11 protein-coding genes and 1 pseudogene are annotated in these 15,732 nt (G+C 47.7%); 8 read left to right on the top strand and 4 right to left on the bottom strand.

Annotated elements, in window-relative coordinates:
• Positions 1-363 precede the first annotated feature (363 nt).
• Positions 364-468 (bottom strand): annotated as a pseudogene (gene pyrE, locus HPC38_RS10495) (orotate phosphoribosyltransferase); the annotation flags it as partial.
• 293 nt (positions 469-761) lie between these two features.
• Between pyrE and HPC38_RS10550 the strand changes: the two are divergent.
• A complete protein-coding gene (locus HPC38_RS10550) occupies positions 762-887 on the top strand; it encodes a hypothetical protein (protein WP_268932829.1) in 126 nt (41 codons plus the stop codon).
• Between the two features lie 482 nt (positions 888-1,369).
• Here the strand turns inward: HPC38_RS10550 and HPC38_RS09460 are convergent, their stop codons facing one another.
• Positions 1,370-2,059 (bottom strand): transferrin-binding protein-like solute binding protein, encoded by a 690-nt coding sequence (locus HPC38_RS09460; RefSeq protein ID WP_208121032.1) that lies wholly within the window; start codon positions 2,057-2,059, stop codon positions 1,370-1,372.
• A 209-nt stretch (positions 2,060-2,268) separates the two neighbouring features.
• A complete protein-coding gene (srmB, locus tag HPC38_RS09455) occupies positions 2,269-3,573 on the bottom strand; it encodes an ATP-dependent RNA helicase SrmB (protein ID WP_208121031.1) in 1,305 nt (434 codons plus the stop codon).
• 82 nt (positions 3,574-3,655) lie between these two features.
• On the opposite strand from srmB, the gene HPC38_RS09450 reads away from it, so the two are divergent.
• Positions 3,656-4,375 (top strand): tRNA1(Val) (adenine(37)-N6)-methyltransferase, encoded by a 720-nt coding sequence (locus HPC38_RS09450; RefSeq protein ID WP_208121030.1) that lies wholly within the window; start codon positions 3,656-3,658, stop codon positions 4,373-4,375.
• A 36-nt stretch (positions 4,376-4,411) separates the two neighbouring features.
• Here HPC38_RS09450 and pnuC read toward each other — a convergent pair whose 3' ends face one another.
• The gene (gene pnuC, locus HPC38_RS09445) at positions 4,412-5,110 is read right to left on the bottom strand and encodes a nicotinamide riboside transporter PnuC (RefSeq protein WP_208121038.1); all 699 of its coding nucleotides are present in this window, start codon (positions 5,108-5,110) and stop codon (positions 4,412-4,414) included.
• A gap of 177 nt (positions 5,111-5,287) precedes the next feature.
• On the opposite strand from pnuC, the gene rapA reads away from it, so the two are divergent.
• From rapA to proS, 6 genes are all read left to right on the top strand, one after another.
• Positions 5,288-8,062: an RNA polymerase-associated protein RapA gene (gene rapA / locus HPC38_RS09440; protein WP_208121029.1), complete on the top strand. Its 2,775-nt coding sequence runs from the start codon at positions 5,288-5,290 to the stop codon at positions 8,060-8,062.
• 1 nt (position 8,063) lies between these two features.
• Entirely contained in the window at positions 8,064-8,723 is a 660-nt protein-coding gene (rluA, locus tag HPC38_RS09435; protein WP_208121028.1) for a bifunctional tRNA pseudouridine(32) synthase/23S rRNA pseudouridine(746) synthase RluA, read from the top strand.
• Between the two features lie 84 nt (positions 8,724-8,807).
• Positions 8,808-10,979: a DNA helicase II gene (gene uvrD / locus HPC38_RS09430; RefSeq protein WP_208121027.1), complete on the top strand. Its 2,172-nt coding sequence runs from the start codon at positions 8,808-8,810 to the stop codon at positions 10,977-10,979.
• A gap of 329 nt (positions 10,980-11,308) precedes the next feature.
• Positions 11,309-12,349 carry a transferrin-binding protein-like solute binding protein gene (locus tag HPC38_RS09420; protein WP_208121026.1) on the top strand — a complete coding sequence of 347 codons (1,041 nt, stop codon included), beginning with the start codon at positions 11,309-11,311 and terminating at the stop codon, positions 12,347-12,349.
• A 79-nt stretch (positions 12,350-12,428) separates the two neighbouring features.
• Positions 12,429-13,898 carry a surface lipoprotein assembly modifier gene (locus tag HPC38_RS09415; protein WP_235977717.1) on the top strand — a complete coding sequence of 490 codons (1,470 nt, stop codon included), beginning with the start codon at positions 12,429-12,431 and terminating at the stop codon, positions 13,896-13,898.
• A gap of 88 nt (positions 13,899-13,986) precedes the next feature.
• Complete coding sequence (proS, locus tag HPC38_RS09410; RefSeq protein ID WP_208121025.1) at positions 13,987-15,708, top strand: proline--tRNA ligase; 1,722 nt, start codon at positions 13,987-13,989, stop codon at positions 15,706-15,708.
• Positions 15,709-15,732: the final 24 nt, after the last annotated feature.

Raw genomic sequence — 15,732 nt, 5'->3', positions numbered from 1 at the left:
GCTGTAACGCCGATGGTAGTGTGGGGTCTCCCCATGTGAGAGTAGGACCCCGCCGGGTTTTACCGAACAAGACACCTTGTAGCGATACAAGGTGTTTTTTTATGCCTGAAATGACCGCACTTTTCTCAGCTATAATTCCGTTATAAGGCAATGGATGTAGATCGGGAGTTAATCCCCAAAGGTGTAGTAATTATTAGTACAGTCTATAAATGATCGTATGAATGGTAATTGGTTTGTATTGAATGTCGAAAATAATATTAAAGTAAATGTGTTATCATTTCTTTGATGCTGGAAAAACAAACAATATTTATAATATATTGAGGGATAGTCAAACCGCACTTTGATACAAAGTGCGGTTTTTTGTTAAACGCCGCATTGCTCGCGGTAGGCTTGCATTTTAGGTAAATATTTTTTGTAGCGTGGGTCATCGGCGATAAATTGCATCAGATCGTCTAGTGTGATGATTGAATGCGCTGGGAACTCTATCCATTCCTTACATCACGGAAAGAACGAAGGAGAGCATCTACGACATCACTATTCATGAACAACCTCCTCTTTCTCATAGGAGATATGTTGTGGAAGAAAGATATTATCTGGACGTTTTTTGTTGATGTGGATATGCCAACCGAGCACTACAACCGCTTTCGTGCAGGCATTTCGCACTATGGCATGTTTTCGTGACCTGATATTAGAGCAACTATTTGAAGAGTTAAAACCAGTATTTGCCCGTTGTTGGGTACATTATTTAGGAGAATACTAACATGCAAGATATTATGAGCCCGATTGATACCCCAACACGCCTCTTTGAAGTGGCGACTCAAGTCGTGGCCAATATGGCAGGTGGTGACGGCTGCTTTTTTAAATGGCATCTAAGATGCTGTTATTAATACGCAACAGGAGCTCAAAACATTCCTTGATGAGGCGAGAATTAAATTTGATGAACGAGATTTAGGACAGGTTTATAAAGCCATACAAAATTATTGGGCTATCTGTTGAGGATAAATTTAGTACATTGGCGTAACCAGACGTATTGGTCAATGTGAGCCAAGAGAACAATTACGTAATATGTGCCCAACGAAGCATGGGCAACAGATTTTGGTTAAAACAATTAGCTAGATCGGCTGGAGAGGTATTTAAAACACCGTTAAAAGAGGATTTAAACGGTACAAAAACTGCTTTAAATGAGAAAAATAAAGCTGTTGAATTTTCTCACTTTAAGTGGCTGTCTCAAATTTCGTAGTCCGGTGGCATTTGTTACACATAGTTGCTATTACGATTTATGTTAAAGAGAAAAGTAGCTTTTGAGTATGTAATTATTTTATTATAAAAAAGCCACTCAGAGAGTGGCTTTTCGTGATGAGGTTACAGTTTATTTTTTAGCGCCGAATACGCCAGTGTAGCCGCCTTTGTGGAATTTACCGCCCACTTCTGCGGCACCATCACCGTAGAATTGACCTTTTACGCCATCGCCGTTGAAGGCGTTGTTGTCAATTTTGGTGCTAAATGAGGTAACAGGATCATTTTTGTCTGATGTGATGTTACCTTTAATAGTTTTGTCTTTAAAGTCCGCTTTGATGCTTGAGCGACCTGCTTGCAAGTCTTTCTCGCCATCTTTAGAGAATAGCGCAGAACCTGTGTAGTTTACGACACCTTCTTTTGGCATGGCTTTGGTGGCTTCACCATAGCTAAAGAATGCGCCGTGGTCAGCAAATTTCACTACACCAAAGCTGCTGTTTTTATAAAGATCATCTTTGCTTGAGATGATTGTTGTTGACTCGTCTTGTTTTTCTTTAAAGTCTTTGAACTCATCGGAGCCTTTGGAGGCAGTCAAGTCATAAGTTTTGTCTCCAATTTTGATGGAGTGTACTTTGTGTTTGACTGATTCAATGCCGTCTTTGGCTTGATCTTCAAAGCGGTTATATTGGTCTTTAACTTGATCCTCAACACGACTCCACTCATCTTTAATACGATCTTCTGTGCTCTTGTCATCGTCGCTGCTGCTACACGCGGCAAGACCCAAAGATGCTACCAGTGTGAGAGCTAAATAAGTACGTTTCATAGGATATCCTCCAATTGTTGTTATCGTATTTTGAAATGTGCGATTTCAAACGCCTATTAGAGAGTAACAAATATATCATTTTTGATCAAATTTCTTTTTAGATTATGATTTTTGATATATATAGTTTACAACAGTGACTTTAAGTTGAATAAATAAAAAAGCGGGGTGATAAGCAAAGTGCGGTATTAACCGCACTTTAATCATAATATTTACTGAGCTTGTGATTTGGGTTTAGGTTTACCAATATTTTTGCGATCACGATGGCGCACTTTGGTTTTCTTTTGCGCATCTTTTTTCTCGGCTTTTTTCGCTTTAGTGCGCGCTTTTTGTTTTTTGCTAGGGGATTTTTTGCCGTCGTTTTTCGGCGCCTTGGTGCGCGGCTCAAGCCCTTCGATTACTCTCGGTTTGATGAGTTCTTGCGTATAACGGCGAATTTTGCCAAGCAATTTGTAGTCATGGCCTTCAACCAATGACACTGCGACGCCTTTTTTGCCAGCGCGAGCGGTGCGTCCGATGCGATGGAGGTAGGTGTCGGCGCTGTAGGGTAAGTCATAGTTAAAAACACAATCAATATCGTCAATGTCGATGCCACGAGCGGCAACGTCGGTGGCAACCAGCACATTAACTACACCATTTTTTAATTTATCAATGGCATTATTCCGTTGAGTTTGTGCCATTTCCCCTTCAAGATAGGTGCTGCGGATATTTCGTTTGCGCAGCATCTCGCTTAATGTGCGCACTTCTTCACGCTTGCGTACAAACACGATAGCACGTTCAATGTTTTCATTGTCAATAATGCGTACGAGCAGCTTAAATTTATGTTCTTTGCTGTCGGCATGGCACATCCATTGATGAATTTTTTTGCGTTCCCGTCGGCTTGGTTGGGCGTCCACTTCAACGGGATCGTTGAGCAGTCGCGCGCTGAAATCATGCAGCAGTTCGCCCTCAAGGGTGGCGGAAAAGAGAAGTGTTTGCCCACGCCAGCGTGTTTCCGCGGCGATAGTTTCAACATCTTGCCCAAAGCCCATTTCCAGCAAGCGGTCGGCTTCATCCAAAATCAGCATTTCCACCGCACGACAGTCAAAATGCTCTTCTTTGATGTATTGCAGCAGTCGCCCTGGCGTTGCCACGACAATATCTTGCGTTTCATTAAAGGCCTCAGCGTGGTTCATAAAGGCCACACCACCAGTAATGGTGGTTACTTTAAGGGGGGTGAATTGACATAAAATTTGCGCTTGCTCAGCCACTTGTAGAGCCAGCTCGCGCGTTGGTGTTAGAATAAGCACGCGTGGTGCGCCTGGTTTTTTACGCGGGAAATCAAGCAAATGTTGAATGGCAGGAATTAAAAACGCTGCCGTTTTGCCCGTGCCAGTTGGTGCTGAGCCGAGAATGTCACGTTTATCCAGCGCAGGTTCAATGGTTTGTGTTTGAATTTCCATTGGGCGAGTGTAGCCTTTGGCGGCGATGGCTTTGAGCAACGCAGGGTGTAAATCAAATTGATCAAATGTTGTCATAATGTATCCTTTTTTGTTGCCTTGATTATAGCGGTGTTGGCGGCAAACCGCACTTTTTTTATCAGTATAAGTGGAAATGACGATGAGCTTTCAGTTTAAACAATTTTTTATCGATGATGATCGCTGTGCGATGAAAGTGGGCACGGATAGCATTTTATTAGGCAGCTGGGTGGCACTCGATGGTGTGCAAACGGTGTTGGATATGGGCTGTGGCTGTGGAATCTTGAGTTTAATGCTCGCTCAGCGGCTGCAAGGGCAACCGCACTTTGCAATTGCTGCCCTTGAAATAGACCCCACAGCTTGTCAACAAGCGCGTGAGAATGTTGCCAGCAGCCCGTGGGCGGAGCGGATTAGCGTTATCCATGACGACGCTGCACGCTTTGCGCCAGCGCATTTACACGCATTTGATTTGATTGTCGCCAATCCGCCCTATTTTCCATTGGGCATGCCTTGTCGCAGCGCGCGACGTGAGCAGGCGCGCTATGTCGGCAACAGTGCGCTTAATTCACACCTTGATTGGTTATTGTGTGCGAAAGCAATGTTGCGTGCGCAAGGGGCAATCGCGTTAGTTTTGCCTTATGAGGCAGGCTTAGCGTTGTCAGAACAAAGTGCGGTTTATGGGCTTTATTGCCACGCGCGCCTCGTGATTTCAAGCACGCCACAAAAAGCGCCTCGCCGTGTATTGTTGCGCTTCGGATTGCAAGAAAAAATATGTGCGCAGCAGACATTAGTCATTCATGATGGAGGCGATTATAGCCGTGAATACCAACAGTTGACAGGTGATTTTTACCTGCGCTTTTAAACAAAAAGTGCGGTTGATGACCGCACTTTATATTCATTAGGCAAGACGTGCTTGTTTGCTCAATTTGGTCCAGTTGTAGTAACCGTAGAGTGAGTTGAGCAGGTAAGCTGCGTACATCATAACGATGGATAATCCGCCTGGCTCTTTGGCGGTGATCCACAACACGATGGAAACGACATTGAGCAAAATCCACAAAATCCATTGTTCACGGTAGCGCAAAATCATCAAGATTTGGGCGACCACAACGATAACGGTGGAGATGCCGTCAAGTGAAGCAGAGCTGCCACCGAAGTGTTTTAACACACTGATAAATACCGCGGAGCCAACCACGATAATGCCGATGGTGGTCAACCAGCCTGTGAACGTCAGCGCGCGGGCTTGGATGAGTTCGGTGCCAGTGGTTTTTTGCATATTGGCTTTCCACAAGAAGTAGCCGATAAATTGCGCAGGGATATACACATACAGCGTGGTGGTCATTTCCCCATAAAATCCTTGCGAAAGGGAGATGTAGAAATAGGTGTAAGCGAAAATTAGCCCAAATAGGTAGTTACTGATTTTCCCTTTCCCAACAAACACCACACACAAAATGCCGCTGATGCCTGAAAGCATGCCCAAAATGGAGTCTGGTTCGTAGATATAGACGCCAATTTGCGCTGCCAGAAAGAGCAACAGCCAAAAAGCCTCAAACGGCGTCCAGCCAGAAAATAACTCAGTTTTGAGTTTTTGTAGCCACATTGTCATATTTTGATCCTCATAATGGTTAAGTGCGGAAATTATATATCACAAAAATAATTTTTGCGTAGTGATTTTTTAGAAATTGTGATGTTTATTTTTCACTACACCAAAAAATATCAGCGCACACGATTTTGCTTTATAATAACCGCCACTCAAAAACAGCAAAAAGACTCGGTTATGCAACAATTTGCTATAGGGCAGCGTTGGTTTTGTGAAAGTGAAAGCCAGCTTGGGTTGGGGGTGGTGACCGCACTTTCGCCTCGCCAAGTGCAGTTATATTTTCCGCTTGCGCAAGAAAATCGGCGCTATGCCATGGAAAGTGCGCCGCTGAAACGCCTGCAGCTTGATGTGGGGGAGGTGGCGACAAGTGAGCAAGGCTGGACGATGACAGTGGCGCAAAGTGCGGTGAAAAATGGGGTGTTGTATTATTCAGGCACGCGCCAAGATAACGGCTTGCCTGTCACTTTGGTTGAAACACAACTTGCACACCAGCTCACCTTCAGTACGGCAAGCGCGCGGCTGCAATCAGGGCTGTTTGACAACAATGCAGCTTTTGCGTTGCGGCTTGCGGCGTTACACGCCCAACAGGCGCAATTTCAATCGCCATTACGCGGGCTGCGTGGCGCGCGGGCAGCGCTGATTCCACATCAACTGTATATCGCCAAGCAGGTGGCGCAGCGCCATGCGCCACGGGTGTTGTTAGCGGATGAAGTGGGGCTGGGTAAAACTATTGAGGCGGGGCTGATTATTGCGCACCAACTGTTGAGTGAAAAAATTCAACGGGTGTTGATTATGGTGCCAGAGCATTTGCAACATCAGTGGCTGCTTGAAATGCGCCGCCGCTTTGATTTGCCATTTAGTTTGCTTGCTGAAAGCGACGATGGCTCAAATCCCTTTTTACAAACGCCCTTGATGATAGGCTCGCTGGCGTGGTTATTGGCCAAGCCCGAGCGGGTGACGCTGGCAATGGCGGCGGAAATTGACTTGCTCGTGGTAGATGAGGCGCACCATCTCGCCTACGACGCACATTCACCCAGCGCGCCATATTGCGCAATTGAAACATTGGCAAGTGGAATCCCTGCCTTGTTGCTGCTTTCGGCGACGCCTGAGCAGCTGGGGCTGGAGAGCCATTTTGCCCGCTTGAAACTGCTTGACCCACACCGCTTTTATGACATTCACGCGTTTAAGCAAGAGCAGCAAGGCTATCAGCAAGTGATGCAAATTATTAATAAGCTACTTGATGAGCACCCATTGAGCGAGCAAGAGTGTGATACTGTTGGTCAATTATTGCAGCAACCGCACTTTAGGCTAACGCAGGAGACGCGTCAGGAAACGATCGATGCGTTGCTTGATCGCCACGGCACCAGCCGCATTCTATTTCGCAACACGCGCGCGAATATCAAAGGCTTTCCTGAGCGAAAAGTGCGGTTGCTTGCCCTCCCAATGCCAGAAGAATATGCCAAGTGGGCAGGCACACTCAGCCCCGAGGCGCATTATCACGGGGTTTTGCCATGGTGGCAATTTGACCCACGCATTGACGCCATTGTGCAGTGTGTGCAACAAAACACCGCGCAAAAATGGTTACTATTATGCTCACAGGCGAGCACCGCAATCGCGATTGAGCAGGCTCTGCGCACTCGTTTTGGTACGCGTTGCGCGCTCTTTCACGAGCAGATGAGCTTGCTTGAGCGTGATCGAGCGGCGGCCTATTTTGCGCAATCGTCACAAGGGGCGCGCGTGCTGATTTGCTCGGCCATTGGCGCGGAGGGGCGCAATTTTCAGTGCGCCAGCGGTTTAATGTTATTTGATATTCCCGCTCACCCCGACCGCCTTGAACAAGCCATCGGGCGGCTTGATCGCATTGGGCAAGGGGCGAGCATTGACATTGTGGTGCTCTATTTTGCGCAGTCGTTACAAGCGCGTTGGGTGCAGTGGTATCACTATGGCTTGAATGCCTTTGCACAAACCTGCCCAGTAGGGGAGACGTTGTTTTCCGAATGGGGTTCACAGATAGCCGAGCTTGATGAGGCGCAGTGGCAGGCGTTGATAACCCAAACCCAAGCCCGCCGTGTGCAATTGCAAGCCACATTGGCACTCGGGCGTGATAAATTGCTGGAATATCACTCCAGCGGTGGCACGCAGGCGCAAATGTTGGCGGAACACATCGCACAAGATGACAACAGCAGTCAGCTTCGCACGTTCGCGCATCAACTGTTTACCTGCCTTGGGATTGACGATGAGCCGTTGAGTAGCCAGCATTTTTTACTGCGCGCAGGTGAGAATATGCTCAGCGATTTCATCACCTTACCAGAAGAGGGGCTGAGTGTTACCTTTGACCGCACTTTTGCTTTAGCACGGGAAGAGGTAATGTTTCTCACGTGGGACAGCCACTTGATTCGCCAAGGCATTGATTTTGTACTGGCGGGCGATTTGGGCAAAAGTGCGGTGGCGCTGTTGATTAACCCAGCCGTGCCAGTGGGAACGTGTTTGCTGGAATGGGTGTTTGTGCTGCAAAGTCAAGCGCCTGCGCATTTGCAGCTTACACGCTTTTTGCCACCCACGCCGATACGTTTGCTGCTTGACAGTCGTGGCCATGATCTCAGCGCGAAAGTCTCCCACGCGGCGTTGCAATCTCAACTGAAAGATGTGCCGAAAGGGGGGGGGCGTACGCTGATTGGCATGACCAAATCGGCTATTGAACAAACACGTTCAAGTGCACAAGCGTTGGCGAAAACACAAAGTGCGGTTATCATAGCGCAGGCAAAAGCGAGCATGCTTACCCAAATGCACGCTGAAATTGCGCGCCTTGAGGCATTATCCGCCGTCAATCGCAGCATTCGTGACAGTGAGATCACGGCATTAATTGAAGCCAAAGCGGCGATGGCAAGCGCGCTTGATAAGGCCAGCGTGCGCCTTGATAGCGTGCGCTTAATCGTCAGTAATAAGGAATAATATGGCGCTGATTGAATATAACCCACCGACTGAACCGTGGTTGGAGTTGATTTATTTTGATAATCATATTGCCGTGGTGAACAAGCCTAGCGGCTTGCTGTCGGTGCCAGGTAGCCGTGCGGAATATGCTGACAGTGCTACCGTTCGAGTGCAGCAAAAATTTGGCTTTGCCGAGCCTGTGCATCGCCTTGATATGGCCACTAGCGGCATTATTTTGTTTGCCTTAAGCAAAATGGCAGAAAAAGAACTCAAGCGCCAATTTCGTGAGCGCGAAACGCAAAAACGCTATCAAGCACTCGTGTGGGGGCACCCACAGGAAAGAGAAGGCCTAGTCAATTTGCCGCTGATTTGTGATTGGGAAAATCGCCCGCGCCAGCGCATTGATTTTGATGTCGGCAAAACGGCGGCGACGTTTTACCATGTGCTTGATTATTATCCAAATAATACCGCGCGCGTGCAGCTTACACCTATCACTGGCCGCTCGCATCAGTTGCGCGTGCATATGCTGGCCCTTGGGCATCCGATCATTGGTGATAAATTTTATGCCCACCCTGCTGCCAAAGCCTTAAGCCCACGCTTGGCGTTGCATGCCCAACAGCTGACATTCACCCATCCTTTAACGGGTGAGCGCGTTACCTTCAGCGCAGAGATACCATTTTGACCGCACTTTAAGATTTGTCGTTTTATTATGGTTAAAAAGCCAGTATAATCACTGGATAAATAACCAGTAAAAGTGCGGTTGGCAATGGATTTTTCAGAACTCTTAGACGGATTAAATGCGCATCAGCGCGAAGCAGTGGCAGCGCCCTTAGGCAATTATTTGGTTCTTGCTGGCGCAGGCTCAGGCAAAACGCGCGTGCTGACCCACCGCATTGCGTGGCTGATTGCGGTGGAAAATGCGCGAGAGGGCGACATTTTGGCGGTCACCTTCACCAACAAAGCCGCAGCCGAAATGCGCCAACGCATTTTTGCCACCCTCAAGCGTGATAGCTATCAAGGCAATCATAGTATGTGGATTGGCACCTTTCACAGCATCGCCAATCGCATTTTGCGCGCCCATCATCAAGATGCTAACTTGCCGCAAGATTTTCAAATTATGGATAGTGAAGATCAGCAACGTATGATCAAACGCTTGTTGAAACTGCACAATTATGATGAAAAATATTTCCCGCCGAAGCAAGTCGCGTGGTATATCAATCACCAAAAAGATGAAGGGCGCCGTCCACAGCATTTGGATAACGTGAATTATCAAGAACGCGAGTGGGTGCAGATTTATCAGATTTATCAAGATGCGTGCGACCGTGCGGGGCTGCTGGATTTTGCCGAACTTTTATTGCGCGCTTATGAATTATGGCTCAAAAAGCCGCTGATTTTGCAGCGGTATCAACAACGTTTTGCGCACATTTTGGTAGACGAGTTTCAAGACACCAACACCATTCAATATGCGTGGATAAAATTACTCGCAGGCAACACGGGTAAGGTCATGATTGTCGGCGATGACGATCAGTCTATTTATGGCTGGCGTGGTGCGCGGGTGGAGAATATTCAACGTTTCTTGCAGGATTATCCGCAAGCACAAACCATTCGCTTGGAGCAAAATTATCGCTCAACGGGCAATATTTTACGCGCCGCCAATGAATTGATCGCCAACAACGCCGAGCGGCTGGGTAAAAAGCTCTGGACAGAAGGCGGGGAGGGCGATCCCGTTGGCATTTATTGTGCATTTAATGAGCTGGACGAAGCGCGTTTTGTGGTTTCACAAGTGCAAAAATGGGTGGATAACGGCGGGCAATACACCGATTGTGCGATTTTATACCGCAGCAACAGCCAATCACGCGTGCTGGAAGAGGCCTTTATTCAAGCCAAAGTGCCGTATCGCATCTATGGCGGCGTACGCTTTTTTGAACGCCAAGAAATTAAAGATGCGCTGGCGTATTTGCGCTTGATTGCCAACCGCCATGATGATGCCGCCTTTGAACGGGTGGTCAACACGCCTGCACGCGGCATTGGCAACCGCACTTTAGATACCCTGCGTGAGATTACGCGTGAGCGCGGGGTGACATTGTGGCAGGCGATCACCCTTGCCTATCAGGACAATTTACTGGCAGGGCGCGCGCTAAGCGCACTTTTTCGTTTCACCGAGCTGATTAATGCGCTCGATCAAGAAACGCAAGAAATGCCGCTGTTTGCGCAAACTGATTATGTGATCAAACACGCTGGACTGTATGCGATGTATCAGCAAGAAAAGGGTGAAAAAGGCGAAGTGCGGATTGAAAACTTAGAAGAGCTGGTGTCTGCCGCGCGCAGTTTTATCAAACCAGATGAAGCCGAAGATCTCAGTGATTTAACCGCCTTTTTGACCAATGCCTCGCTGGAGGCTGGCGAAGGGCAGGCCGACAGCCATCAAGCCTGTGTGGAGATGATGACGCTGCACTCTGCCAAAGGTTTGGAGTTTCCGCGAGTGTTTATCGTGGGGGCGGAAGAGGGCATTTTCCCAAGCCGCATGGCGCTGGAAGAACCTGGCCGACTGGAAGAAGAGCGCCGTTTGGCGTATGTGGGCATTACCCGCGCGATGCAAACGCTTACACTGAGCTACGCCGAAAGCCGTCGACTTTATGGCAAAGAAGAGCGGCATACGGTCTCCCGCTTTGTGGCGGAATTGCCGAAAGCCTGTGTGCAAGAAATTCGCCTGCGTGGCAGCGTGATGCGCACGCTCCAAGCTAATCAAAGTGCGGTCAGCGCGTTGAGTTGTGAGAGTGAGTGGAAAGTGGGGCAAAAGGTGCTGCATGCTAAATTTGGACAAGGCACGATCATCAATGTGGAAGGCTCAGATAAAAATACACGGCTGCAAATTGCCTTTCAAAATCAGGGTATAAAGTGGCTGATTGCCCATATCGCAAAATTAGAAAAGTTGTGATCAATGTCACAGAAAAACCGCACTTTTTCCTCGCGGCAAAGTGCGGTTTACATTAGTATATATAGCATCTCTATTTACAAGCAAACATAGGCGATGATAATTTTGACCGACCGACCGACCGACCGACCGACCGACCGACCGACCGACCGACCGACCGACCGACCGACCGCATAACTGCGCACTTTTCGCCTGCGCCATTTTTGGTTTTCCCTTATCCCATGTTTTTTACATCACAGCATAATGCTGCTGATGCTTTTGTTATGCCCTTTGCACAGCCAACGGGGCGTCATTTACACACATATTATTGATCATCAACGAGGAGAAAATTTATGTTAGAGAAAAAACTTATCAAACTCAGCTTAACCGCACTTTCAGCACTGGTTTTGGCGGCATGTGGCAGCAGCGGCGGTGACGGCGACAGCAGTACCGATTCTGTGACCAATAAAGTCGAAGATTCCGCGAAGAAAGTGGAGAACAAGGCGGAAGAAACAGGTCAACAAGCAGAAGATAAAGCGAAGGAAACTGCTAAAAAAACTGAAGAAGAAGCTAAACGCGCAGAAGAAAAAGTGCGCGAAGAAGCGAAAAAGGCTGAAGAGGAAGCGCGTAAAAAAGCTGATGAGGCTAAGCTGGAAAAAGATCGAGCCGATGCGTATGCTAAAAACACTATGCACGGTAAAGGATTTACCTACAATCATGATTATCGCAATACCGATGTAAAAGATGCACAGATTGACTCTAATGATCTCAAGTTCATCACCATTGATGGCCAAAAAATTCTAGAAGTTGCGCCTGAAAAATCAGAGCCTTTGATCGCCACAACGGGAGATAACAAAGACAAAGAAATTGCGGGGTGGCGCTTGGCATCAATGTCAACATTTTGCTGTAGTGACAAACAAGTGAGTGCCGCAATCCTCGGTCGTGCTATTACGCCAGATAACAGAGTTGTAGCTTTTTACAACGGCACACCAACAGATGAAAAAGCTATGCCTACAGAAAGAGACGGCGTAGTTAAATACTACTCATCATCAGCGTCACAATTTTTTGTTCAAGGTGGCTTTTTTAACCAAGATAAAACGCAATTTGGTGATACCTCAATCGTGGTTGATTTTGGTTCCAAAAAAGTGTCAGGCTGGACTGCTGCGGGCATCGTAGAAATTGATGGTAAAATTTCTGGAAATGGTGTTAATGGTACTGCAACAGTTAAAAAATCGTCTGATTTGTTATCAACCGTTGATTGGGATTTAAAAACTGATGCAGATAAAACAGCGCCACTGAATGCACAGTTTTATGGTGATAAAGCCCAATCCCTCGCAGGTGAGGCTCACAACCAGAAATGGGGTGTGGTGTTTGCAGCTGAAAAGCAAAAATAATAAAATGATAAACATTCTTATTTAACCTGTTACAATAAAGCTATTCGCATGGATAGCTTTATTTATTTTAGGGAGCAGTATGACGTATAACATTGCAAAATTACCTTTGTCGTTTTTAGCGACCGCACTTTTTGTGGCAATGCCATCCTTGGCGCAAACTCAAGAGGCCAAGCCTGAGCCGAGAGATTTGCCTGAAACGCAGCTTGATGTGGCACGCCCTGTCGCGCCACAAAAAGCGCCACCAGTGCCCCGTCAAGACGATGATAAAACCTTGTCGATAAGCAAAGAAGAGCTGGCCAAGCACCCTGATTTGGTGGTGCGCGCCTTGGTGCCTGCGTTATTGCAAAATAATGCAGACGGCGTGGCGCTTCTGTTGCCGATGTACCGCACTTTTGAGAAACATGATCCGCTGTTAATCAAATGGGGCGAGGCGATTTTGGCGCGCGAAAAAGGTGACTACACGCGTTCGGTTGCGCTATATCGCCAATTGTTTGCCGAAAATCCGCAGGTGCTGCCAGTGCGTTTTCAAATGGCGCAGGCATTGTTCTTAAATAACGAAAACGACGCAGCAAAAGATCAATTTGAAAAACTGCGCAGTGAAAAATTGCCCGCTGAGGCTAAAGAGGTCATTGATCAGTATTTGCAAGCGTTAAATCAGCGTGATGCGTGGTCGTTCAACGGCGGCATTAGTTATATGCGTGAGCCGAATATTAATAATGCACCGAAAGCGGGCACCACCTTAAATGTAAGAGGCACGCCATTTCATGCGTGGGATCGTGAAGACGCGCAAGGCTTGAGTTATAGTTTTGGCGTGGATAAGAAATGGTCGCTACACGGCGGCTGGTTTACCAAGCTCAGCGGTGATGCCTATGGTAAATATTATTGGGATAACAAAAAATATAACCAAGTTACCGCCCGCGTGGGTGCTGGTGTGGGCTTTCAAACTGCGCGCAGTGAAATCAGCCTTACGCCATTTTTCGAAAAACGCTGGTATGGCGGTGGTTCTAGCGGTGGTGATGCGCTGAAACAATTTTCTAAAACCTCTGGCGCACGTTTAGATGCCAGTTATTGGCTCAGCCCGCACTGGCAAATTTCCAGCGCATTGGAATACGGTGAGCAGCGTTACCAAGAGCGCAAGCATCTAAATGGCAATAATTATTTGTGGTCGAACACCTTGCTTTATATGCCAAGTGGCAATCAGTATTGGATTTTGGGAGCGGATTATAGCCGCGATAACGCGCGCGATAAAGACGATGCGTCCGATCGCAAAGGTGTACGCCTTGGCTGGGGGCAAGAGTGGCAGTGGGGGCTTTCCACTCGCGTGGTATTAGGTTATGGTAAGCGAGAATACAAAGCGCCAGGGCGGTTTTTAGAAGAGGCGCAAAAAGACGATGAATACAGTGCCAATATCAGCGTATGGCACCGCAGCGTGCACTTGTGGGGCATTACGCCACGCTTAACATGGAGCTATCAAAATGTGAAAAGTAACCATCCGTTTTACACCTACGACAAAAGCCGCATTTTCCTTGAGCTGAGCAAACGCTTTTAGTGATAAAAGTGCGGTTGCGTGGATTTTTATACCAACCAACCGCACTTTGGTGTTAAAATAGCACCATTTTTACCATTGGAATAAATCTATGCGAACAAGCAATTATCTCTTATCAACCTTAAAAGAAACGCCCAATGATGCAGAAATTGTTAGCATTCAGTTAATGTTGCGTGCAGGTATGGTGCGCAAATTGGCGGCGGGGCTTTACACTTGGTTGCCAACAGGGCTGCGCGTGTTGCAAAAAGCAGAACGTGTGGTGCGTGAAGAAATGAATAAAAGTGGTGCCATTGAAGTGTCAATGCCCGTGGTGCAGCCAGCGGATTTGTGGCAAGAATCGGGCCGTTGGGAGCAATACGGCCCTGAGCTGTTGCGTATTAAAGATCGTGGCGATCGCGACTTTGTGCTTGGCCCAACCCACGAAGAGGTGATTACCGATCTCGCGCGCCGTGAGTTGACCAGCTACAAACAGCTGCCGATCAATTTGTATCAAATTCAAACCAAATTCCGTGATGAAGTGCGCCCACGCTTTGGTGTGATGCGCTCACGCGAGTTTTTGATGAAAGACGCCTACTCGTTCCACATCAGCAAAGAAAGTTTGCAAGAAACCTATGATGTGATGTATCAAACGTATTGCAATATTTTCAATCGATTAGGGCTGGATTTCCGTCCTGTGCAAGCGGATACGGGGTCTATTGGGGGCAGTGCTTCCCATGAATTCCAGGTGCTGGCTGCCAGCGGTGAAGATGATATTGTCTTTTCAACCGAGTCGGATTATGCCGCCAACATTGAGCTGGCGGAAGCCCTTGCGCTGGGTGAGCGCGGTGAAGCAAGTGAGGACATGCGTTTGGTGGACACGCCGAATGCAAAAACCATTGCGCAATTGGTTGAACAGTTCGATCTGCCAATTGAAAAAACGGTGAAAACCTTGATTGTGCGTGGCGTGGCAGACGAAAACGGCAAGTGCGGTTTGGTCGCACTGATGGTGCGTGGCGATCACGAACTCAACGAAGTGAAAGCGGAAAAACTGCCACAAGTGGGCGCGCCGCTCACGTTTGCCGATGAGACTGAAATTAAAGCCGCGATTGGCGCAGGTGTCGGCTCGTTAGGGCCGGTGAATTTATCACTGCCGATTATTGTTGACCGCAGTGTCGCTACAATGAGTGATTTTACTGCTGGTGCGAATATCGACGGTAAGCACTATTTTGGTATCAACTGGGTGCGTGATTTGCCAGAGCCTGAGGTGGCGGATTTTCGTAATGTAGTGGAAGGCGACCCAAGCCCATGTGGCAAAGGCGTGCTGCAAATCAAACGCGGGATTGAAGTTGGCCACATCTTCCAGCTCGGTGAAAAATATTCCAAAGCGATGAACGCCACCGTGCAAGGGGAAGATGGCCGTCCACAAACGATGGTTATGGGCTGCTATGGCATTGGCGTGAGCCGTGTGGTGGCGGCTGCGATCGAGCAAAACCACGATGAGCGCGGCATTATTTGGACAGATGCGTTAGCGCCGTTCCAGGTGGCGATTGTGCCAATGAATATGCACAAATCTCCAGCCGTGCAGGCGTATGCGGAAGAACTCTACCGCACTTTAGTAGCCCAGGGCATTGAAGTGCTGTTTGATGACCGCAAAGAGCGCCCAGGCGTGATGTTTGCCGACATGGAGTTGATCGGTATTCCGCATATGATTGTGATTGGCGAGAAAAACCTCAACAATGGCGAGATTGAATACAAACACCGCCGTAGCGGTGAAAAATTAATGATTGCCAAAGATGAACTGCTGACGTTTATCAAAAGTGCGGTTAAGGCGTAAATTTAGCCTCAATAAAAAAAACCT

The organism is Spirabiliibacterium pneumoniae, assembly GCF_014884995.1.
Taxonomy (GTDB): Bacteria; Pseudomonadota; Gammaproteobacteria; order Enterobacterales; family Pasteurellaceae; genus Spirabiliibacterium; species Spirabiliibacterium pneumoniae.
This window is presented reverse-complemented; position numbering and strand designations above follow the sequence as displayed.